The sequence below is a fragment of the Micromonospora sp. NPDC050980 genome (assembly GCF_040653835.1).
Taxonomy (GTDB): domain Bacteria; phylum Actinomycetota; class Actinomycetes; order Mycobacteriales; family Micromonosporaceae; genus Micromonospora.
In genome coordinates this window covers 32,308-50,966 of record NZ_JBFAGS010000008.1, presented here as the reverse complement: position 1 = coordinate 50,966, position 18,659 = coordinate 32,308, and the positions used below count along the sequence as shown (strand labels likewise).

18 protein-coding genes are annotated in these 18,659 nt (G+C 74.1%); 11 read left to right on the top strand and 7 right to left on the bottom strand.

What is annotated here, in order from left to right; all coding sequences use genetic code 11:
* Nucleotides 1-4: 4 nt before the first annotated feature.
* On the top strand, nt 5-988 hold the full coding sequence (locus AB0H28_RS14845) for a DNA primase small subunit domain-containing protein (RefSeq protein WP_358039184.1): 984 nt from the start codon (nt 5-7) through the stop codon (nt 986-988).
* A gap of 3 nt (nt 989-991) precedes the next feature.
* Here AB0H28_RS14845 and AB0H28_RS14840 read toward each other — a convergent pair whose 3' ends face one another.
* Nucleotides 992-1,498 carry an Lrp/AsnC family transcriptional regulator gene (locus AB0H28_RS14840; protein ID WP_358039181.1) on the bottom strand — a complete coding sequence of 169 codons (507 nt, stop codon included), beginning with the start codon at nt 1,496-1,498 and terminating at the stop codon, nt 992-994.
* A 72-nt stretch (nt 1,499-1,570) separates the two neighbouring features.
* On the opposite strand from AB0H28_RS14840, the gene pdhA reads away from it, so the two are divergent.
* The 4 genes from pdhA (at nt 1,571) to AB0H28_RS14820 (ending at nt 6,754) form a co-directional block, all read left to right on the top strand.
* On the top strand, nt 1,571-2,764 hold the full coding sequence (pdhA, locus tag AB0H28_RS14835; RefSeq protein WP_358039686.1) for a pyruvate dehydrogenase (acetyl-transferring) E1 component subunit alpha: 1,194 nt from the start codon (nt 1,571-1,573) through the stop codon (nt 2,762-2,764).
* Nucleotides 2,764-3,768 (top strand): alpha-ketoacid dehydrogenase subunit beta, encoded by a 1,005-nt coding sequence (locus AB0H28_RS14830; RefSeq protein WP_358039178.1) that lies wholly within the window; start codon nt 2,764-2,766, stop codon nt 3,766-3,768. The genes pdhA and AB0H28_RS14830 overlap by 1 nt, the downstream gene beginning before the upstream one ends.
* Nucleotides 3,765-5,240 carry a dihydrolipoamide acetyltransferase family protein gene (locus AB0H28_RS14825; protein WP_358039175.1) on the top strand — a complete coding sequence of 492 codons (1,476 nt, stop codon included), beginning with the start codon at nt 3,765-3,767 and terminating at the stop codon, nt 5,238-5,240. The genes AB0H28_RS14830 and AB0H28_RS14825 overlap by 4 nt, the downstream gene beginning before the upstream one ends.
* A gap of 242 nt (nt 5,241-5,482) precedes the next feature.
* Nucleotides 5,483-6,754, top strand: a complete 1,272-nt coding sequence (locus AB0H28_RS14820) for an Ig-like domain-containing protein (RefSeq protein WP_358039171.1) — start codon at nt 5,483-5,485, stop codon at nt 6,752-6,754.
* Between the two features lie 61 nt (nt 6,755-6,815).
* Here the strand turns inward: AB0H28_RS14820 and AB0H28_RS14815 are convergent, their stop codons facing one another.
* Nucleotides 6,816-7,835, bottom strand: a complete 1,020-nt coding sequence (locus AB0H28_RS14815) for an SMP-30/gluconolactonase/LRE family protein (RefSeq protein ID WP_358039168.1) — start codon at nt 7,833-7,835, stop codon at nt 6,816-6,818.
* 190 nt (nt 7,836-8,025) lie between these two features.
* Between AB0H28_RS14815 and AB0H28_RS14810 the strand changes: the two genes are divergently transcribed.
* Nucleotides 8,026-8,385 carry an anti-sigma factor antagonist gene (locus tag AB0H28_RS14810; RefSeq protein WP_358039165.1) on the top strand — a complete coding sequence of 120 codons (360 nt, stop codon included), beginning with the start codon at nt 8,026-8,028 and terminating at the stop codon, nt 8,383-8,385.
* Nucleotides 8,386-8,442: 57 nt separating this feature from the next.
* Here the strand turns inward: AB0H28_RS14810 and AB0H28_RS14805 are convergent, their stop codons facing one another.
* Both AB0H28_RS14805 and AB0H28_RS14800 read right to left on the bottom strand, forming a co-directional pair.
* Nucleotides 8,443-8,811: an FKBP-type peptidyl-prolyl cis-trans isomerase gene (locus tag AB0H28_RS14805; RefSeq protein WP_358039162.1), complete on the bottom strand. Its 369-nt coding sequence runs from the start codon at nt 8,809-8,811 to the stop codon at nt 8,443-8,445.
* Nucleotides 8,812-8,957: 146 nt separating this feature from the next.
* Entirely contained in the window at nt 8,958-9,515 is a 558-nt protein-coding gene (locus tag AB0H28_RS14800; protein ID WP_358039159.1) for a DoxX family membrane protein, read from the bottom strand.
* A gap of 214 nt (nt 9,516-9,729) precedes the next feature.
* Here AB0H28_RS14800 and AB0H28_RS14795 point away from each other — a divergent pair, with 214 nt between their 5' ends.
* Nucleotides 9,730-10,428 carry a CBS domain-containing protein gene (locus tag AB0H28_RS14795; RefSeq protein WP_358039156.1) on the top strand — a complete coding sequence of 233 codons (699 nt, stop codon included), beginning with the start codon at nt 9,730-9,732 and terminating at the stop codon, nt 10,426-10,428.
* Between the two features lie 17 nt (nt 10,429-10,445).
* Here the strand turns inward: AB0H28_RS14795 and AB0H28_RS14790 are convergent, their stop codons facing one another.
* Nucleotides 10,446-11,162 (bottom strand): helical backbone metal receptor, encoded by a 717-nt coding sequence (locus tag AB0H28_RS14790; RefSeq protein ID WP_358039153.1) that lies wholly within the window; start codon nt 11,160-11,162, stop codon nt 10,446-10,448.
* An 88-nt stretch (nt 11,163-11,250) separates the two neighbouring features.
* Here AB0H28_RS14790 and AB0H28_RS14785 point away from each other — a divergent pair, with 88 nt between their 5' ends.
* Entirely contained in the window at nt 11,251-11,907 is a 657-nt protein-coding gene (locus tag AB0H28_RS14785) for a nitroreductase family protein (RefSeq protein ID WP_358039150.1), read from the top strand.
* 4 nt (nt 11,908-11,911) lie between these two features.
* On the opposite strand, the gene AB0H28_RS14780 is transcribed toward AB0H28_RS14785, so the two are convergent.
* Nucleotides 11,912-13,000 carry a DICT sensory domain-containing protein gene (locus tag AB0H28_RS14780; RefSeq protein ID WP_358039148.1) on the bottom strand — a complete coding sequence of 363 codons (1,089 nt, stop codon included), beginning with the start codon at nt 12,998-13,000 and terminating at the stop codon, nt 11,912-11,914.
* A 136-nt stretch (nt 13,001-13,136) separates the two neighbouring features.
* Between AB0H28_RS14780 and AB0H28_RS14775 the strand changes: the two genes are divergently transcribed.
* Both AB0H28_RS14775 and AB0H28_RS14770 read left to right on the top strand, forming a co-directional pair.
* Complete coding sequence (locus AB0H28_RS14775; RefSeq protein WP_358039145.1) at nt 13,137-14,003, top strand: hypothetical protein; 867 nt, start codon at nt 13,137-13,139, stop codon at nt 14,001-14,003.
* A 240-nt stretch (nt 14,004-14,243) separates the two neighbouring features.
* Nucleotides 14,244-15,497 (top strand): hypothetical protein, encoded by a 1,254-nt coding sequence (locus tag AB0H28_RS14770; RefSeq protein WP_358039142.1) that lies wholly within the window; start codon nt 14,244-14,246, stop codon nt 15,495-15,497.
* Nucleotides 15,498-15,674: 177 nt separating this feature from the next.
* Here AB0H28_RS14770 and AB0H28_RS14765 read toward each other — a convergent pair whose 3' ends face one another.
* The gene (locus AB0H28_RS14765) at nt 15,675-16,022 is read right to left on the bottom strand and encodes an Lsr2 family protein (RefSeq protein ID WP_358039139.1); all 348 of its coding nucleotides are present in this window, start codon (nt 16,020-16,022) and stop codon (nt 15,675-15,677) included.
* Between the two features lie 241 nt (nt 16,023-16,263).
* Here AB0H28_RS14765 and lon point away from each other — a divergent pair, with 241 nt between their 5' ends.
* Entirely contained in the window at nt 16,264-18,600 is a 2,337-nt protein-coding gene (lon, locus tag AB0H28_RS14760; RefSeq protein WP_358039137.1) for an endopeptidase La, read from the top strand.
* Nucleotides 18,601-18,659 lie beyond the last annotated feature (59 nt).

The window sequence follows — 18,659 nt, the reverse complement described above, 5'->3', positions numbered from 1 at the left end:
TACCGTGTGGGACGTGGCGAGCGCGGCGGCCGAGGAGATCCGGGTGGGGGAGCGGCTGGTCCGCGTCTCCAGCCCCGACAAGCCCTACTTCCCGCAGCGGGGGCTGACCAAGCTGGACGTGGTGCGCTACTTCCTCGCCGTCGGCGACGGGATCCTGCGCGCCTTGCGGGACCGACCGACCATGCTGGAACGCTGGCCGCGCGGCGTGTTCGAGGGCGCGAAGGTGGCCACCCGGCAGACCAACAAGGGTGACGCGTTCTACCAGAAGCGCCTGCCGGCGGGTGCGCCCGACTGGGTGCGCACCGCACACATCACGTTCCCCAGCGGCCGGACCGCCGACGAGGTGGCCCCGAGCGAACTGGCGGTGGTGATCTGGGCGGCCAACCTGGGCACGCTGCGGTTCCACCCGTGGCCGGTGTCGAAGACCGACGTGGAGCGCCCCGATCAGCTTCGCATCGACCTCGACCCGATGCCGGGGGTGGAGTTCGCGCAGGTGGTGCCGGTGGCCCACGAGGTGCGGGCGTACCTGGCCGAGTTGGGCCTGGAGGGCTTCCCGAAGACCACCGGCGGGCGGGGCATCCACGTCTATCTTTCCATCGAGCCGCGGTGGAGCTTCGGCGAGTGCCGCCGGGCGGTGCTGGCGCTCGGCCTGGAGATGCAACGGCGCCTGCCGGACCTCGTCACCACCACCTGGTGGCGCGACAAGCGTGACCGGCCGGTCTTCGTCGACTACAACCAGATGGCCCGCGACCACACCATGACCTCGGCATACTCCATCCGGCCCACGCCGGCGGCGCTGGTCTCCGCGCCGCTGCACTGGGCCGAGCTGGACGACGCCCGGCCGGAGGACTTCGACGTGCGCAGCATGCCCGCCCGGTTCGCCGAGCGCGGCGATCCGCACGCCGGGCTGGACGGACGCCGGTATTCCCTGGAGCCGCTGCTCGCGCTGGCCGACTCCGAAGGGCTGGAGCCGCCGCCGGAGCGCTGAGGCTCAGGCCCAGGGGCTCTGCGTGCCGTCGAACTCCTCGAAGACCAGCCAGGTGCGGGTGGAGAGCACCCCGGCGATGCTCTGCACCCGGTCGAGCACCACGTCCCGCAGGGTGGCGTTGTCCGGCGCGCGGACCAGCGCCAGCACGTCGTGCTCGCCGCTGAGCAGCGCCGCGTGCTCGATGTAGCGCACCTGGGCCAGCTCGGCGGAGACCTCCCGCCAGGTGTTCTGCTCGATGGTCAGCGCGATGTACGCCGAGGTGCCCAGCCCGGCCGGCTCGGGGGCGACCCGCGCGGTGAAGCCGGTGAGCACCCCGTCGCGCAGCAGGCGCTCCACCCGGGCGTACGCGTTGGTGCGCGAGACGTGCACCCGGTCGGCGAGCGTGCGGATGGAGAGCCGGGCGTCGGCCACCAGCTCACCCAGGATCCGCCGGTCGACGTCGTCGAGCGGTCCGGCCGAACGTCCCGTTCCGCCCGCCGCGCCCGGTGTGGCGCCGGTCACCTGGCTCACTGCGGTCGCCTCCCTGTGCCAGTCGTCCCGCGTTACCTGCGGAAGTTGAGTCAATCATCCCCGAGCAGGAGCATAGGGCCACCACAAGTCCAGGAGGTCCCCGCCGTGACGACCACACCCCGGGCGGTCCGCAGGGCATCCCCGCGCACCCGCCGGGCGGCCACCCCGGCCGCCGTCGAACCCGGCCTGCTGCCGCAGCCCGAGCCGGTCCGGCTGCTCGACCCGGACGGCACCGCGCTGCCCCCGCGCGACGACTACCCCGAGCCGCCGATCGAGACGCTGCGCGAGATGTACCGCCGGATGGTCGTCGGCCGCCGGTTCGACACGCAGGCCACCGCGCTGACCAAGCAGGGCCGGCTCGCCGTCTACCCGTCCGCGCGCGGCCAGGAGGCCTGCCAGGTCGGCGGCGTGCTCGCGCTGCGCGACTCGGACTGGGTCTTCCCCACCTACCGGGAGTCGATGGCGCTGACCGCCCGCGGCCTCGACCCGGTCGAGGTGCTCACCCTCCTGCGCGGCGACTGGCACTGCGGGTACGACCCGGCGGTCACCCGCACCGCGCCGCAGTGCACCCCGCTCGCCACCCAGTGCGTGCACGCCGCCGGCCTGGCCTACGGCGAGTCCTACCAGGGGCGGGACACGGTCGCGCTCGCCTTCGTCGGCGACGGCGCGACCAGCGAGGGCGACTTCCACGAGGGCGTCAACTTCGCCGCCGTGTTCAAGGCGCCGGTCGTGTTCCTGGTGCAGAACAACAAGTACGCGATCAGCGTGCCGCTGTCCCGGCAGACCGCCGCGCCGAGCCTGGCCTACAAGGGCGTCGGCTACGGGGTGCCCAGTGAGCAGGTCGACGGCAACGACCCGGTGGCCGTGCTCGCGGTGCTGAACCGCGCGGTCGCGCACGCCCGCTCCGGCCGGGGCCCGTACCTGATCGAGGCGCACACCTACCGGATGGAGCCGCACACCAACGCCGACGACCAGACCCGCTACCGCGACGCCGGCGAGGTCGAGGCGTGGCGCGACCGCGATCCGATCGCCCGGCTGGAGGCGTACCTGCGGTCCCAAGGCGTGCTGGACGACGCCGCGGTCGCCGCGGTCGCCGAGGAGGCCGAGGCGTACGCCGCGACGCTGCGCCGCCGGATGGACACCCAGCCGACCGTCGACCCGATGAGCCTGTTCGACCACGTGTACGCCGAGCCGACGCCGCAACTGGTGGAGCAGCGCGAGATGGTCCGGGCCGAGCTGGCCGGCGACGAGGAGGGGGACGCCTGATGGCCACCGTGACCATGGCGAAGGCGCTCAACGCGGCGCTCGCCGACGCGATGCTCGACGACGAGCGGGTGGTCGTCTTCGGTGAGGACGTCGGCCAGCTCGGCGGCGTCTTCCGGATCACCGACGGGTTGCAGGCCCGCTTCGGCGACAAGCGCTGCTTCGACACCCCGCTCGCCGAGGCGGGCATCGTCGGCTTCGCGGTCGGCCTGGCCATGTCCGGCCTGCGGCCGGTGGTCGAGATGCAGTTCGACGCGTTCGCCTACCCGGCGTTCGAGCAGATCGCGTCGCACGTGGCGAAGCTGCGCAACCGCACCCGCGGCGCGCTCAGCGTGCCGATCGTCATCCGGGTGCCGTACGCCGGCGGCATCGGCGGCGTCGAGCACCACTGCGACTCGTCCGAGGCGTACTACGCGCACACCCCCGGGCTGAAGGTGGTCACGCCGGCCACCGTCGACGACGCGTACTCGCTGCTGCGGGCCGCGATCGACGACCCGGATCCGGTGGTGTTCCTGGAGCCGAAGAAGCTCTACTTCGCCAGCGGCGAGGCGGAGCTGCCGACGCGCACCGGCCCGATCGGCACGGCCGTGGTACGCCGGGCGGGCACCGACGCGACGCTCGTCGCGTACGGCCCGGCGGTGCCGGTGGCGCTCGCCGCGGCCGAGGCGGCCCGCGAGGAGGGCTGGGACCTGGAGGTGGTCGACGTGCGCAGCATCGTGCCGTTCGACGACGCCACGGTCACCGCGTCGGTCCGGCGCACCGGCCGGTGCGTGGTGATCCAGGAGGCGCAGGGCTTCGCCGGCGTCGGCGCCGAGATCGCCGCCCGGGTGCAGGAACGCTGCTTCCACGCGCTGCACGCCCCGGTGCTGCGGGTGTCCGGCCTGGACATCCCGTATCCGGCGCCGATGCTGGAGCACACCCACCTGCCCTCGGTGGACCGGGTGTTGGACACCGTGGCCCGGCTGCAGTGGGACGACCGGCCCGACACCAGGTGGGTAGCGGCATGAGCGAACGCACCGAGCGCAGCGCGACCGCCGCCGGGGGAGCGCGTGACTTCCTCCTGCCCGACCTGGGCGAGGGGCTGAGCGAGGCGGAGATCGTCGAGTGGCGGGTCGCCGTCGGCGACGTGGTCACCGTGGATCAGACCGTGGTCGAGGTGGAGACCGCGAAGGCCGTGGTCGACGTGCCCTGCCCGTACCCGGGCCGGGTCGTCGCGCTGCACGGGGCGGTGGGTGAGGTGCGCCCGGTCGGCCGGCCGCTGATCACCGTCGCCCCGCTCGACGTCGACGACGCCGCGGACCCGCACGCCACCTACCGCGAGGAGGAGCGGGCCGGCTCCGGCAACGTCCTGATCGGGTACGGCACCGGGCACGGCGGCCCGGGGCGGCGGCGCCGCCGCCCCCGCCTGTCGGTCGCCGCCGAGTCCGGCGCGCCGGCGCCGTCGGAACCGCCTGCTCCGCCGACGGCCGGTGCGCCGACGGCCGGTGCGACGGCGGACGGTGCGGCGGCGGACGGCGCGGCGGGGGCCACCGACCGGTCCGGGGCCACGGCGCCGCTGGTGATCTCGCCGATCGTGCGGCGGCTGGCCAGGGAACGCGGCGTCGACCTGGCGTCGCTGCGCGGCACCGGGCCCGGTGGCGTGATCCGCCGCGCCGACGTGGAGGCGGTGGCCGACGCGCCAGCGGCCCGGCTCGCCGCGGTGCCGGACGCGCCCGCCGGGCCGACCCCGCAGGCACACCACGGGACCGCACCTGACGCGCACGTCGGGCTCGCCGCGGCCGGCGACGGTGACGTGGTCGTGCCGCTGACCGGCATCCGCAAGGTGATCGCCGACAAGCTCTCGCGCAGCCGGCGGGAGATCCCCGAGGTGACCATCTGGGTCGACGTGGACGCCACCGGGCTGCTGGAGACCCGGGCCGCGATCAACGCCGCCACGCCGGACGCGCCGGTGAGCATCCTGGCCCTGCTGGCCCGGATCTGTCTCAGCGGGCTGCGGAGGTACCCGCAGCTCAACGCGCGGGTCGACACCGAGGGGCAGCGGATCGTCCAGTCCGCCGGGGTGCACCTGGGCATCGCGGCGCAGACCGACCGGGGGCTGGTGGTGCCGGTGCTGCGTGATGCCCAGCGGCTGACCACCGGCGAGTTGGCCGCCGCGCTGGCCGAGACCACCGCGTCGGCCCGGGCCGGCACGCTGCAACCGGCGCGGCTCAGCGGCGGCACGTTCACCCTCAACAACTACGGCGTCTTCGGGGTGGACGGCTCCACCCCGATCATCAACCATCCGGAGGCGGCGCTGCTCGGCGTCGGGCGGATCGTGGACAAGCCCTGGGTGGTCGACGGGCAACTCGCGGTCCGCAAGGTGACCCAGCTCAGCCTCACCTTCGACCACCGGGTGTGCGACGGCGGCGTGGCGGGTGGCTTCCTGCGCCACGTGGCCGACTGCGTCGAACGCCCCGCCCTGCTGATCGCGAACGTCTGACCCCGACGGCCGCAGCCCTCGTCAGCACGGGGCTGCGGCCCTCGAGGTGGCCGGACGGGGGCGAACCGGTCGTCGGGTGCGGGGCCGCGCAGCCCGGGACGAGTGGGTGAGCCGATTCCGCTCCGGGAGGCGGCGCCCCATTTCGCCGCAGGCGTTTTCCAGCAATTCCGCCGAAGGTGCCACCCCGTGCCGCCGGGCCTACAGAATGTGGGCGAGGGGGTTTCAAAAATGGGGGGCGAAATATGTTCTTGAGGCGGCGACTGACGCTTTTCGCGATGACCGTCGCGGCTGCGCCGCTCGCGGTCGGCGCATGCACCGCCGGCCCGAAGCCGGTGGCGAAGCAGGCCGAGGCGGCGCCGCCGTCGGTCACTGTGACCCCGGCCGACCGGGCCCGCGACGTGCCGATCAGCGCGGAGGTGGGCACGAAGGTCAGCAACGGCAGGGTGACCGGCGTGAAACTGACCGACGACAAGGGCCGCCCGGTGCCGGCGCGGGCCCGCGAGGACGGGTCCGGCTGGGTGCCGGACGCCCCGCTGGCCAATTCCCGGACGTACACCGCCGAGGTGACCGCGACCGGCGATTCCGGGAAGACCGCGACGCGACGGACGACGTTCACCACGATGGCCAAATCCACCAAACCGGCCGTCACCAGCGAATTGTATTTCCGGGACAACCAGACGTACGGGACGGCGATGCCGGTCGTGCTCGGGTTCGACCCGCCGATTCCGGAACAGGCCCGGTCGGACGTGCAGCGTCGACTGTTCGTCACCACGGATCCGCCCCAGCCGGGCACCTGGTCCTGGATGTCCGACGGCAAGCAGGCCGAGTACCGGGCGCCCGACCGCTGGAAGCCCGGCACCACGATCAGCGTGCGCAGCGCGCTGGAGGGGCTGCCCATCGGCACGGAGGCGATCGGCGACGTCGACCGGGTGGCGACCGCCAAGGTGGGCCGGCAGGTGTCGCTCGACATCGACAACGCCACCAAGCAGATGACCGTCTACCAGGACGGCAGGGTGCTCCGGAAGCTCCCGGTCAGCCTCGGCAAGCCCAGCACGCCGAGTTCCAGCGGCACCATGGTGATCATGGAGAAGCACGAGCACACCACCTTCGACACCCGGGGCGAGCCGGACGGCGGCTACGTGGTCGACGTGGACGACGCCCAGCGGCTGACCTGGGGCGGCGAGTTCATCCACTCCGCGCCGTGGTCGGAGGGGGAACAGGGCTTCAACAACACCTCGCACGGCTGCACGAACGTCTCCGCCAGCGGCGCCGACTGGCTGATGGGCGTCACCCAGGTCGGTGACCTGGTGACGGTCAAGGGCACCGAGGTGCAGCTCCAGCCGGGCAACGGCTTCACCGCCTGGAACGTCAGTTGGGACGAGTTCGCCAAGGGCAGCGCGCTGCCCGTACCGGCGGGGCTGAAGCCCACGCAGAGCCCGACGCCGCATCCGGGCGCGGTGGCCGGCGGGTCCGCGCCCGCCCCCACCCCGACCAGGAGCAACAGCGGCGGCTGATCCAGGGGAGGAACGGCCACGGGCCGGCCCGCGTCACGCGCGGGCCGGCCCGGCGCCGGTCTCAGTCCAGGTCGACCCGCGCCACGCCGGACGCGGTCAGGCTGCCCAACCAGAGCTGCCGGCCGTGCTGCCGCACGCCGGTCACCATCGGGTACGCGCCGCTCGGCCCGTGCAGCGTCCGCAGCACCCGCCCCGCGCCGTCGACCAGCGCGACCAGCCCGTATCGACGCGGCTGCGGCTGCACCGCGCCGGGCAGCAACGCGACGAGCTGGCGGACCCGGGGATGGGGCAGCAGCCGCTCCACCACCGGCAGCCGGGGGCTGGGCAGCGCGATCCAGTACGTCCCGTCGCCGACCGCGGAGACGTTGTCCGGGTACGCCGGCAGATCGGCAAGCACCGTGGCCCGCCCACCCGGCAGGTCCACCCGCAGCAGCCGGTGGGTGGCGGTCTCGACCAGCATGAGCGCCGACTCGTCCGGGGTGAGCGCCAGGCCGTTGGGGAAGTAGAGCCCGTCCGCCACCACGTCGGTGCGCCCGGTCCGCCGGTGGTACGCCAGCACCCGCCCGTTGGGCCGGTGCTCCAGCAGGTCCCGTTTCCAGTGCGACAGCGGGAACCGGTCGGACGAGTCGGTGAAGAAGACGGTGCCGTCGCCGGCGACCGCCGCGTTGTCGGCCAGGTGCACCGGCGGCGCGGTGCCGGTCAACTCGTGCACCACGCCGGCCGGGTCGATCCGCAGCAGCCCCCGGTAGGCGTCGCAGACCAGCAACCCGCCGTCGACCGGATCCAGCTCGATGCCGAGCGGCCGGCCACCGGTCTCGGCAAGGAGCGTGGGCCGGGTGCCGGGCGGGGCGTCCGCCGGCCACCACCACAGCCGGCCGTCCTCGTCACCGCTGATCGCCCGACCGTCGGCGTCGACGACCACGTCCTCCGGCCCGCGCCCGCCGTCGGGCAGCGGCAGCAGGTCCGCCCGGTCCAGCCGGGTGTCGTCGGGGGCCCAGGCCCCGGCCAGCGGGGGCGGCACCGTCGCCGGCTCGCGGACCGGACGGATCAGCAGGGGCACGCGCGGGCGGGGGACGGCCATCCGGTCATTGTGGGCCCGCCGGCGCTCCGGCGGGGAGTCCGTGCGGCGTGTCCCTGCCTCCGCCGCCGCCCGGTCGCGGACACGCCGGTGCGCGACGACCCTGAGGCGGCTCGGGGTCGACCCCGGGCACTACCCGGAACCCCTTGCCGAGCAGCCGGAACTGTCGGTGACCGGGAGTAGGTTTACCGGCATGACGGACAGCGGCGACCGCTTCGCGGTGGTGACGGAGGTGCTCGACCACGCGGTCGAGCTGCGCCCGGTCGGCGAGATCGACATCGCCACCGTGTCGGCGTTCCGGGCCGCGCTCTGGGCGGCGCCGGCGCGGCCGGTGGTGCGCGTCGACCTGTCCGGGGTGGCGCTGCTCTCCGCCGCCGGGGTGCGCGCGCTGGCCGCCGCCCACCTGCGGGTCCGGGCCCGCGGCGGCGAGCTGGTGCTGGTCGACCCGGCACCGGTGGTGGCCCGGGTGCTGCGGGTCACCGGCCTGCACCGGGTCGTTGCGGTGCGCGAGTCGGGCCGCGCGCGCGAGCTGGTGACCTGCCTCGCCGCGTGAGCCGGGCCGCACCGGGTCGCCGGCGTGCCGCCGGCGACCCGGTGACCGGCGGCGGGCTCAGCGCACGCCGAGCAGATCCACCACGAACACCAGCGTCTCGTTCGGCTTGATGACGCCACCGGCGCCCCGGGCGCCGTAGCCCAGGTGCGGCGGGATGGTGAGCCGGCGCCGGCCGCCCACCTTCATGCCGATCACGCCCTGGTCCCAACCGGCGATGACCTGACCGCCGCCGAGCGGGAACTCGAACGTCTCGCCCCGGTTCCACGAGGCGTCGAACTCGCGGCCGGTGGAGTGGGCCACGCCCACGTAGTGCACGCTGGCCAACTGGCCGGCGTGGGCCTCCGGGCCGTCGCCGACCGTGATGTCCTCGACGACGAGATCGGCGGGCGGCGCGCCCTCGATCGGGCCAACCTCGGGCTTGTCCATGAGCGGGTCTCCTCGGTGCTGACGGTGCGGTCACCGTCGATCCTGCCGGATCGCGACCGGCCGATACGCGCCGGTCCCCACCGGCGGGGCGCACGCCTGGGGCGGACGTCGCCTGCCGGCGACGCCCGCCCCAGGGGGAACTGCGCTCACTTCAGCCAGGGGAGGCGCTGAACCAGGGGGATCTTCGCCCAGGCCCGGCCGAGGCCGAGGGTGTTGCCGGCGCCGACCAGGGCCAGGCCGGCGAGCAGGCCCGCGTAGATGAGGTGGTCGTCCATGAAGGGGTTGTTCGCCGGGGGCAGCACCGCCGTCCACATCAGGACCAGCAGCAGCCCGCCGGCGACGGCGGCGATCCGGATGCCGACGCCGAGCAGCAGCGCCACGCCGATGCCGAGCAGGCCGAGCATGAACAGCCAGTCCGCCCAGGCCGCACCGGCGATGTCGTGGTAGACGTCCGCGAACGGGCCGGCCACGGCGTTGCCCAGGAAGCCCTTGGTCGGGCTGCCCCCGTTGATCCAGGCGTTCTTCGCCGGGGTCTCGTGCCCCAGGCCGAACATCTTGTCGAGGAAGGCCCAGAGGAAGACCCAGCCCAGGGCGATCCGCAGCCCGGCCCAGACGTAGCGGGTGGCCTTCTGGCGGGGGTTCTCGGCCGCCGGAGCGTTGGTGGCGGCGGGGGTCCGCTCGATTGTCGCGGTCATGGTCTCCACGTCCTTCCTGTGCCTGGCACCGCGCTTCGGTGGCAGCTCCATTCCACCGCCCGGCGCCGGCCCGGAGCAGGGCCGAGGGTGCCCTCCGACCGGGTCCTTGGTCCCGTCCGGACCCGGTCCGGTCGGCCCGTCCGGGAGCGGCCCGGAGCCCCTGCCCCGGGCGCCCGGCGACGGCCTAGCGTCGTGGGTGCAGGCACGTGGCGAGGAGGTCGTGATGAGGACATGGCAGGTGGCCGACGTGATGACCAGGGACGTCGCGGCCGTGAGCGCGGAGACGCCCTACCGGGACATCGTCGACGTGCTGGTCCGGGAGCGGGTCAGTGGGGTGCCGGTGGTGGACTCGTTCCGCCGGGTCCTCGGCGTGGTCTCCGAGGCGGACCTGCTGCACAAGGTGGAGCGGTCCGGCCGGCCCGAGGAACGCCGGGTGTTCTCCGGGCGGCGGCGGCGGACCGCCCGGGAGAAGGCGGGCGCGTTGGTGGCCGGGGACCTGATGACCGCACCGGCGGTCACCACGCACGGGCGGGCCACGCTCGCCGCGACGGCCCGGCTGATGGACCGGGAGGCGGTCAAACGGCTGCCGGTCCTCGACGACCTGGGCCGGCTGGTCGGCATCGTGACCCGCGGTGACCTGCTGCGGGTGCACCTGCGCACCGACGCGGAGATCCGCGAGGACGTGGTCCAGGAGGTGCTGCGCCGGGTGCTCGCGATCCGGGACGGACTGGTCACGGTGCAGGTCCGCGGCGGCGAGGTCACCCTGGACGGTCGGCTGGACCGCCGCAGCGCCGTCGACCTCGCCGCCCGGCTGGCCGGCCAGGTGGCCGGCGTGGTCGCGGTGCACGCCGCCATCTCCTACGACGTGGACGACACCACAGTGATGGAGTTGGACCCGGTGCACGCCACCCCGATCGCCTGACCCGGCTCGCTCGCGGCTCAGACCGGCGTGGCGAGCTGGGCGGCGAGCAACGCCGGCGCCTCGGCCAGCGACGGGCCGTACCAGGTGAGGTGCCGGCCGGAGACCAGCGCCGAGGGCACCGGGCCGAACGCCTCGGGCCCGTCGCCGGCGGTGAACCGGTACGGCTCGTCCGGCAACACCACCAGATCCGGCGCGCGTGCGCGCAGGTGGTCGAGCGTCGGGCGGGGGTAGCGTTCCGGGTCGGTGGCGTAAGCGTTGACCACGCCGAGCCGGCGCAGCACGTCCCCGGCGAAGGTGTCCCGGCCCAGCACCACCCAGGGCCGCCGCCACACCGGCACCACAGCGGTGCGCACGCGCGCCGGCGCGGGCGGCGCGGCCCAGGCCCGGCGGGCCGCCCGCAACCAGGGCGGCTCGACCGGCACGCCGAGCGCGGCGACGAGCCCGCCGAGCTGGTCGAGCGCCTCCGGCACGGTACGCGGGAAGGTGACCCGGACCCCGATCCCGGCCGCGCGCAGCGCCTGGGCGTCGGCCAGCCGGTTCTCCTCCTCGTTGAGCAGCACGAGGTCGGGCGCCAGCGCGAGGACGCGGTCCAGGTCGGGATACTTCGTCCCACCGACCCGGGGGACGTCCAACCCGGCCGGGTGGGTGCACCAGTCGGTCGCGCCGACCAGGACCTCCGGCCGGGTCGCCGCGACCGCCTCGGTCAGCGACGGCACCAACGACACCACCCGCACGGCCGTCCTCCCCTCGTACCGACCCATCCTCGCGCATCGACGGCGCTGTCCGGTGGCCGGTGGCGGCGTCCCGGCCGAGAATGAGCGGATGCCTCACCACCCGACCGGCCGGCCGGTCCCCGACTACGGCGTCCCGCCCGCCGAGGCGCTGCCCCGGGCCTGCGAGTTCGCCGACCAGATGGTCCGCCGCCGGACCGTACGCGACTTCAGCGACCGGCCGATCCCGCCGGGTGTGCTGGCTGAGGCGTTGCGGGCGGCGGCGTCGGCGCCCAGCGGGGCCAACCGGCAGCCCTGGCGGTTCGTCGTGCTGACCGATCCGGCGTTGAAGCGGCGGCTGCGGGTGGCGGCGGAGGCCGAGGAGCGGGTCTTCTACGAGCGCCGGGCGCCCGAGGAGTGGTTGGCCGCGCTGGCCCCGCTCGGCACCGATGCGAGCAAGCCGTTCCTGGAGACCGCGCCGGCGGTGATCGTGGTGTTCGAGGTGCACCGGGGCCCGCGTTCGCCCCGGCCCTACTACGTCAAGGAGTCGGTGGGGATAGCGGTCGGCTTCCTGCTCGCCGCGCTGCACCGGGCCGGGCTGGCCACGTTGACCCACACCCCGAGCCCGATGCGCTTCCTCAACGAGCTGCTCGACCGGCCGGCCGAGGAGCGGGGATACCTGATCATCCCGGTCGGCTACCCCGCGCCCGACGCCACCGTGCCGGACATCGACCGCAAGCCGTCGACCGAGGTGGTCGTCTGGCGTTGACCGGTCAGTGGACCCCCGCCGTGTCGACGGCCGGCTCCGGCGGCAGGCCCGCCACGGGCACCCCCTCGCGTACCGCCCACTGCACGGCCGCCCGCAGGTCCGCCGTCGGCAGCGGACGGCGGGCGGTCACCGCGACCGCCGCGTGCACCGAGTAGGCGACGAACGGGAACGAGCGGGCCAGCGCGCCGATCGCCTCGTGCAGCCGGCCCACCACGGCCAGCGCCTCCGGTTCGCCGAGCGCCGGCAGAATGAGCTGGAACTCGTTGTCGGCGACCCGGACCGCCCGATCGACCGGGCGCAGCACGCCGGTGACCGCGGCGAGCAGGGCCTGGCCCTCGCGGGCCGTGCTGCGCCGGCCGAAGCGTTCCGGCGAGCCGGCCGGTTCGTCCACCCGCAGACCGACCAGTGCCACCGGCAGGGTGCCGGAGGCGGTCACCCCGTCGACCCCGCTCCACCGGCGCAGGCCGGCGTCGTCGAGCATCCCGTCCGTCGTCTCGACCGTCGGAGCGCTGCGGTCACCGCGGCGGGCGAGCAGCCGCAGCGCCGACTCGGCGCGGGCCTCGCCCGGCCCGGCCGGAATGTCCCGCACCCGGGCGACCGCGTCGTCCAGCACCGTGCGGGCCCGGCCGGGCAGTCGCTCGGCCAGCCGCTCCCGCAGCCGGATCACCTCGTGCAGCGCGGCGTCCCGGCGGAAGCCCCAGCGGCCCTCGAAGAGCCGGCCGGCCTCCAGCGTCGGTGCCGGCGTGACCTCACCCCGGTCGTACGCCACGAGCGTGGCGCCGAAGCGGGGGGTCAGCGCGACCAGGCTCCACTCCCGGGCCAGCTCCTCCGTCTCGTCCAGTGCCACGCCGTGGATCCCGTCGGGCAGGTCCGGCGGGGGCCCACCGACCATGGCGACCACGGTGGCGGTCGCCCGGTCGGCGATGCGTCGGTAGACCGCGCGCTCCCGCTCGAAGTACGGCAGCCGCTGGAAGAGCGCGAACACGACCAGTGGGCCGTCCTCGGCCTCCGCCAGCGCGGCCCGCTCGATGGCATGGGACACGGCGACGAGACTGCGTTTGGTGAACCGTTCCGGGGTCAGTCCGCTGTGCACCCGCCGAGCCTAGATCGCCGGGCCCGGCGGCGCACCGCCCGTCGGGCGTCCGGATTCCACCGCACCGCCGAGGCGACCCCATGATCGACGCCCTACACTCGGACGTCGACGCATGCGACGGACGGACAGTGGCGAGATGACGAGCACCGGCAGCGTGGCCGCCTCCTGGCTGCGGCCGATCCCGTCCGGCGCCGCGCCGCGCCTGGTCCGTGGCGGCCACGTGGGATACGCCGACCGGCGGCTCGGCGAGCTGACGCAGGGGCGCCCGCCGGGGGTGACCGGCAGCCAGTGGAGCACCGCCGGTCGGGCTCGCCTCGACGTGGTGGTCTGCGCCGCGGACACGGGCGTGCCCCGGTTCGCCGCGTGCTTCGGCCCGCCCGCGCCCGACGGTTCGCCCGCCCGCCGGGCCGAACGGCTGACCGCCGCGGTGTGCGCCGCGGTGGGTCTGCCCCTGCTGCGGGTCGAGTCGTCCGTGCTCGGGGGCGTCGAGCACGTCCGCCGGTTCGTCGAGTACCTGCTCGACGCCCGCGCGTACGCCGGGGGCATCGACCTCGACGGCGGGGACACGGTGGGGTTCCGCGACATCGTGGGCCGGCTGCCGGACGGCCGGCGCGGTCCGGTCAACGATCTCGGCGCGCTGGCCCGGGCCGAGGTGGTCGAGGCGTACGTGGCGGGCCGGCTGGCCGACCCGATCGTGCGCGGCCTGCACGTGCGGTGGACGGACGGGCCGGCGGAGGGCTGGAGCTGGGTCGAGGTGCGGCCCGGGCGCTGCCTGCTGGAGCGGGTGCGGCTGACGTGCCGGGGTTTCTCCTGCGGGGTGGACCCGGGCCGACTCGCCGAGGACCTGGCGGCGGTGGCGCTGGGGGAGCGGCTGCGTGACCTCGACGCCGGCGCGACGTCTCTGGTGGACCGGGACGACCTGCGCGAGCAGGTGCGACGTCTCGCCGCCCGGCGGGACTCCTTCGACGGCGGCTTCACGTTCGACCATCTCTGCGCCGACTGATCCGTCCGTTCCGGCCGGGCTCTCGATTTTTCCGATCCCCGGTTGAACCTTCGCCGACGGCACCCCGTACCTAAGCGGGAATGGACGCAGATCCTCCGCCGCGCCCGGACGGCGCGGAGACGGTGCGGAGAGGGCATCGTCGGCCATTGACGCGCGACCACGGCGTCGCGGTGATCCCACCCCGAGGAATTTCCGCCGGGATCGCCAGTCAACTACCGGATCGAGAAGGAGAGCAATTCGATGCGCAGGTCCACACGGGCGCGCCGGTCATCCGGTAACGCGCGGAGCAAGCGGGTGCTGGCCGTGGTCGGCACGCTCGCCGTCTTCGGCGGCATCGTCGCCGTCACCCAGATCTCGTCCGCGCAGGACCAGCGGAGGACCACCCGTGCCGCCTCGGCGTCCTGTGTGGCGTCGAGCCCGGGCGCGACCGCTCCGGGTGGCCAGGGCAGCACCACCCGGACCTGGCAGAACGGCCGCTGGGTGCGCAACCACTGGGGTGACGGCCAAATGTCCGCAGCCGAGTGCCAGCAGACGAACGCGGGCGGCGCGGGCGCCGGCGCCCCGACCGTGGCCTGCCCGGACGTCAAGAGCAAGCTGCCGCAGGTGCCCGACCGGGCCCGCGCCGAGGTGGACCGGAACCTGGCGCTGCTGGAGAGCCAGATCGCCGAGGCGAACCGGCGGCTCGCGGCGGAGGGCCGCAACGGCGGCAACTTCATCGACAACGCCATCCTGCGTCCGCTCGCGGACAAGCGGACCGCCATCCTGAACCGGATCGCCACCGCCATCGGCCGCGGCGGCCAGCGCCCGCAGGGCCTGGACGAACTCGCCCAGTGCGCCCTCGCCGACAACGCGCAGAACGGCGGTGACAACGGTGGTGGTCAGAACGGTGGCAACAACAACGGTGGCAACAACAATGGCGGTGGCGGCAACGACAACGGTGGCAACAACGGGCTCGAGGTGTTGGCCAAGGACTGCACGGACAGCCGCCTGGCGGCGCACGACGGCTTCCAGAACGGCAACCGCTGCGTGAGCACCGCCTTCGGTGAGGTCGCCGCCGCGGCGAACAACCCGTCGCTGTTGATCACCCAGTTCCCGAACCGGGTGCGGCGCAACCAGCCGTTCACCCTGGGGGTCACCACCAAGAACCTGGTGCGGGACCGCTTCCTCGCCGCCGGGCAGGGCGGCTACTACCTGGAGAGTTCGCTGCTCAACGACCAGGGCCTGGTCCGCGGTCACTTCCACACCGCGTGCCGGATGCTCGGCAGCACCCGGCAGCCCCCGAATCCGCAGGACGTGCCCGCCTTCTTCGTCGCCACCGAGGACGGTAAGGGCGGGGGCCAGCCGGACGACGTGCTGATCCAGGTCCCGGGCCTGCCGGATTCGGGCCTGGCCCAGTGCTCGGTCTGGGCCGGTGACGGTTCGCACCGGATCCCGATGATGGAGCGGGCCAACCAGACCCCGGCCATCGACGTGGTGCGCATTCAGGTCAACTGAGGAGGACGACGACGGCGGGAGCCGCCCGGGACGACCCGGGCGGCTCCCGCCGGTCGGGCGTCAGGAAAGTTGGTGCCACCCTGACGCCGTGGCGCGAAAATTGTCGACCGGACAAACTCGACCGGGGCCACACCGATTTCTCGGCGTGGCCCCGGCGCCCGACGGTGAGCCGGAGGCTCAGCGGTTCTTGTACGCCTCCACCACGGAGACCGGGATGCGGCCCCGCTCGGAAATCTCGTAGCCGTTCTTGGTGGCCCATTCGCGGATGGCGCGGTTCTGCTCGCGGTCCATTCCCGAGGTGCTCGGCCGGGTCGGGCGCCGAGTCGTGCGACCGGCGTCGACCGGTCCGCGGCCGATGCGCCGGCCAGCACTGATGTAGGGGTCCAGGGCCTTGCGGAGGACGCCGGCGTTCTCGTCGGAGACGTCGATCGTGTACGCCACGCCGTCCAGGCTGAACTCGACGGTCCGATCGGCCTTTCCGCCGTCGAGGTCGTCGGTCAGAACGGTGATTACTTTCCTTGCCATCGCCATTACTCCCTGTGTCGGGCGGGGTGTGGCTAAGAGTTTGGCCTACCAGGTGGTAATTCCGCAACAATACCCGACCCGTTCCATTCGGCGGGTCGCGGGGAATCGGTGCCGGCGAAAAGGCCGGGGGAGCGTGGCGACGGACCGCGCTGCGGGTGTGTGCTGGGTCACAAGCTGGAACAAGGGGCATGGTTTGTTACTTGAGCCAGACACGCTCAACCAACGTGATGGCAGGTGTTCGATGGCAACTCTTCCGGTACTTCCCCTGACCGACGCCGTCCTGCTGCCCGGGATGGTCGTCCCGGTGACCCTCGACCCGACCACCCAGGCCGCGGTCGACGCGGCCCGCGCGACCGGCGACAGGAAGCTGCTGGCCGTACCCCGCATCGACGGCGAGTACGGCTCGGTCGGCGTGGTCGCCACCATCGAGAAGGTGGGCCGGCTGCCCAGCGGTGAGCCGGCGGCCGTGGTCCGCGGTCTCGCCCGGGCCCGCATCGGCTCCGGCGTGCCCGGCCCCGGCGCCGCCCTCTGGGTCGAGGCGACCGCCCTCGACGAGCCGGCCCCGGCCGGCCGTGCCCGGGAACTGGCCCGCGAGTACCGGGCGCTGATGACCTCGGTGCTCCAGCAGCGCGGCGCCTGGCAGGTCATCGACGCGATGGAGCGGATGACCGACCTCTCCGAGCTGGCCGACTCGGCCGGCTACGCGCCCTGGCTCAGCCTGACGCAGAAGACCGAGCTGCTCGCCGCGCCCGACGTCACCGCCCGGCTGGAGCTGCTGGTCGGCTGGGTGAAGGAGCACCTGGCCGAGCAGGAGGTCACCGAGCAGATCAACAGCGATGTCCGCGACGGACTGGAGAAGTCCCAACGCGAGTTCCTGCTCCGCCAGCAGCTCGCCGCGATCCGCAAGGAACTCGGCGAGGACGAGCCGGACGGCTCCGCCGACTACCGGGCCCGGGTCGAGGCCGCCGACCTGCCGGACAACGTCCGCGAGGCCGCGCTGCGCGAGGTCGGCAAGCTGGAACGGGCCAGCGACGCCTCACCCGAGGCGGGCTGGATCCGGACCTGGCTCGACACGGTCCTCGAAATGCCGTGGAACAGGCGTACCCAGGACCACACCGACCTGGCCGCGGCCCGGGCGGTGCTCGACGCCGACCACGCCGGCCTGGCCGACGTGAAGGACCGCATCCTGGAGTACCTCGCGGTCCGCAACCGCCGCGCGCAGCGCAACCTGGGGGTGGTCGGCGGGCGCGGCTCCGGCGCGGTGCTCGCCCTGGCCGGCCCGCCCGGCGTCGGCAAGACCAGCCTCGGCGAGTCGGTCGCCCGGGCGCTCGGGCGCGAGTTCGTCCGGGTCTCCCTCGGCGGCGTGCGCGACGAGGCGGAGATCCGGGGCCACCGGCGCACCTACGTGGGCGCGCTGCCCGGCCGGATCGTGCGGGCGCTGCGCGAGGCCGGCTCGATGAACCCGGTGGTGCTCCTCGACGAGGTCGACAAGCTGGCCGTCGGCTACGCCGGTGACCCGGCGGCGGCCCTGCTGGAGGTGCTCGACCCGGCGCAGAACCACACCTTCCGCGACCACTACCTCGAAGTCGACCTCGACCTGTCCGACGTGCTCTTCCTGGCCACCGCAAACGTGGTGGAGAACGTGCCCGGCCCGCTGCTGGACCGGATGGAGCTGGTCACGCTGGACGGCTACACCGAGGACGAGAAGGTGGCCATCGCCCGTGACCACCTGCTGCCCCGGCAGCGGGAACGGGCTGGGCTGACCACCGACGAGGTGACCGTCGCCGACGAGGCGCTCGCGCTGATCGCCGGCGAGTACACCCGGGAGGCCGGTGTCCGGCAGCTCGAACGGGCGCTCGCCAAGATTTTGCGCAAGGTGACCGTCGCGCTGGCCACCGAGCCCGCGCCGGTGCGGGTCGACGCCGGCAACCTGGCCCGTTACCTCGGCCGGCCGAAGTTCACCCCGGAGTCGGCCGAGCGCACCGCGGTGCCCGGCGTGGCGACCGGCCTGGCCGTCACCGGCGCCGGCGGTGACGTGCTCTTCATCGAGGCGACCTCGATGGAGGGCGAGCCGGGGCTGACCCTCACCGGCCAGCTCGGCGACGTCATGAAGGAGTCGGCACACATCGCCTGGTCGTACCTGCGCTCCAACGGGCGCCGGTACGGGTTGGACCCGAATGCCCTCGCCGGGCGGCGGATCCACCTGCACGTGCCCGCGGGGGCGGTGCCGAAGGACGGCCCGAGCGCCGGCATCACCATGGTGACCGCGTTGGCGTCCCTGGTCACCGGCCGGCCGGTCCGGCCCGAGTTCGGGATGACCGGCGAGGTGACCCTCTCCGGCCGGGTGCTGCCCATCGGCGGCGTGAAGCAGAAGCTGCTCGCCGCGCACCGGGCCGGCCTGACCGAGGTCATCATCCCGAAGCGCAACGAGCCGGACCTGGACGACCTGCCCGCCGAGGTGCGGCAGGCGCTGACCGTGCACACCCTCGCCGACGTCGCCGACGTGCTCGCGCTGGCGCTGCGCCCGGCCGAGGTCGACGCGCAGAGCCTCGGCGGCCAGCCGCTCACCACCGCCTGAGGCGCAAGGAGGGGCCCCCTGTTAACGCTTTCTGCATAACAGGGGGCCCCGCTTAACAA

Bases quoted from the DNA above. Each gene is read 5' to 3' on its own strand.
- AB0H28_RS14830 (WP_358039178.1), top strand. From the start codon at position 2,764: ATGGCCACCGTGACCATGGCGAAGGCGCTCAACGCGGCGCTCGCCGAC.
- AB0H28_RS14825 (WP_358039175.1), top strand. From the start codon at position 3,765: ATGAGCGAACGCACCGAGCGCAGCGCGACCGCCGCCGGGGGAGCGCGT.
- AB0H28_RS14820 (WP_358039171.1), top strand. From the start codon at position 5,483: ATGTTCTTGAGGCGGCGACTGACGCTTTTCGCGATGACCGTCGCGGCT.
- AB0H28_RS14815 (WP_358039168.1), bottom strand. From the start codon at position 7,835: ATGGCCGTCCCCCGCCCGCGCGTGCCCCTGCTGATCCGTCCGGTCCGC.
- AB0H28_RS14810 (WP_358039165.1), top strand. From the start codon at position 8,026: ATGACGGACAGCGGCGACCGCTTCGCGGTGGTGACGGAGGTGCTCGAC.
- AB0H28_RS14805 (WP_358039162.1), bottom strand. From the start codon at position 8,811: ATGGACAAGCCCGAGGTTGGCCCGATCGAGGGCGCGCCGCCCGCCGAT.
- AB0H28_RS14795 (WP_358039156.1), top strand. From the start codon at position 9,730: ATGAGGACATGGCAGGTGGCCGACGTGATGACCAGGGACGTCGCGGCC.
- AB0H28_RS14785 (WP_358039150.1), top strand. From the start codon at position 11,251: ATGCCTCACCACCCGACCGGCCGGCCGGTCCCCGACTACGGCGTCCCG.
- AB0H28_RS14775 (WP_358039145.1), top strand. From the start codon at position 13,137: ATGACGAGCACCGGCAGCGTGGCCGCCTCCTGGCTGCGGCCGATCCCG.
- AB0H28_RS14770 (WP_358039142.1), top strand. From the start codon at position 14,244: ATGCGCAGGTCCACACGGGCGCGCCGGTCATCCGGTAACGCGCGGAGC.
- AB0H28_RS14765 (WP_358039139.1), bottom strand. From the start codon at position 16,022: ATGGCAAGGAAAGTAATCACCGTTCTGACCGACGACCTCGACGGCGGA.
- lon (WP_358039137.1), top strand. From the start codon at position 16,264: ATGGCAACTCTTCCGGTACTTCCCCTGACCGACGCCGTCCTGCTGCCC.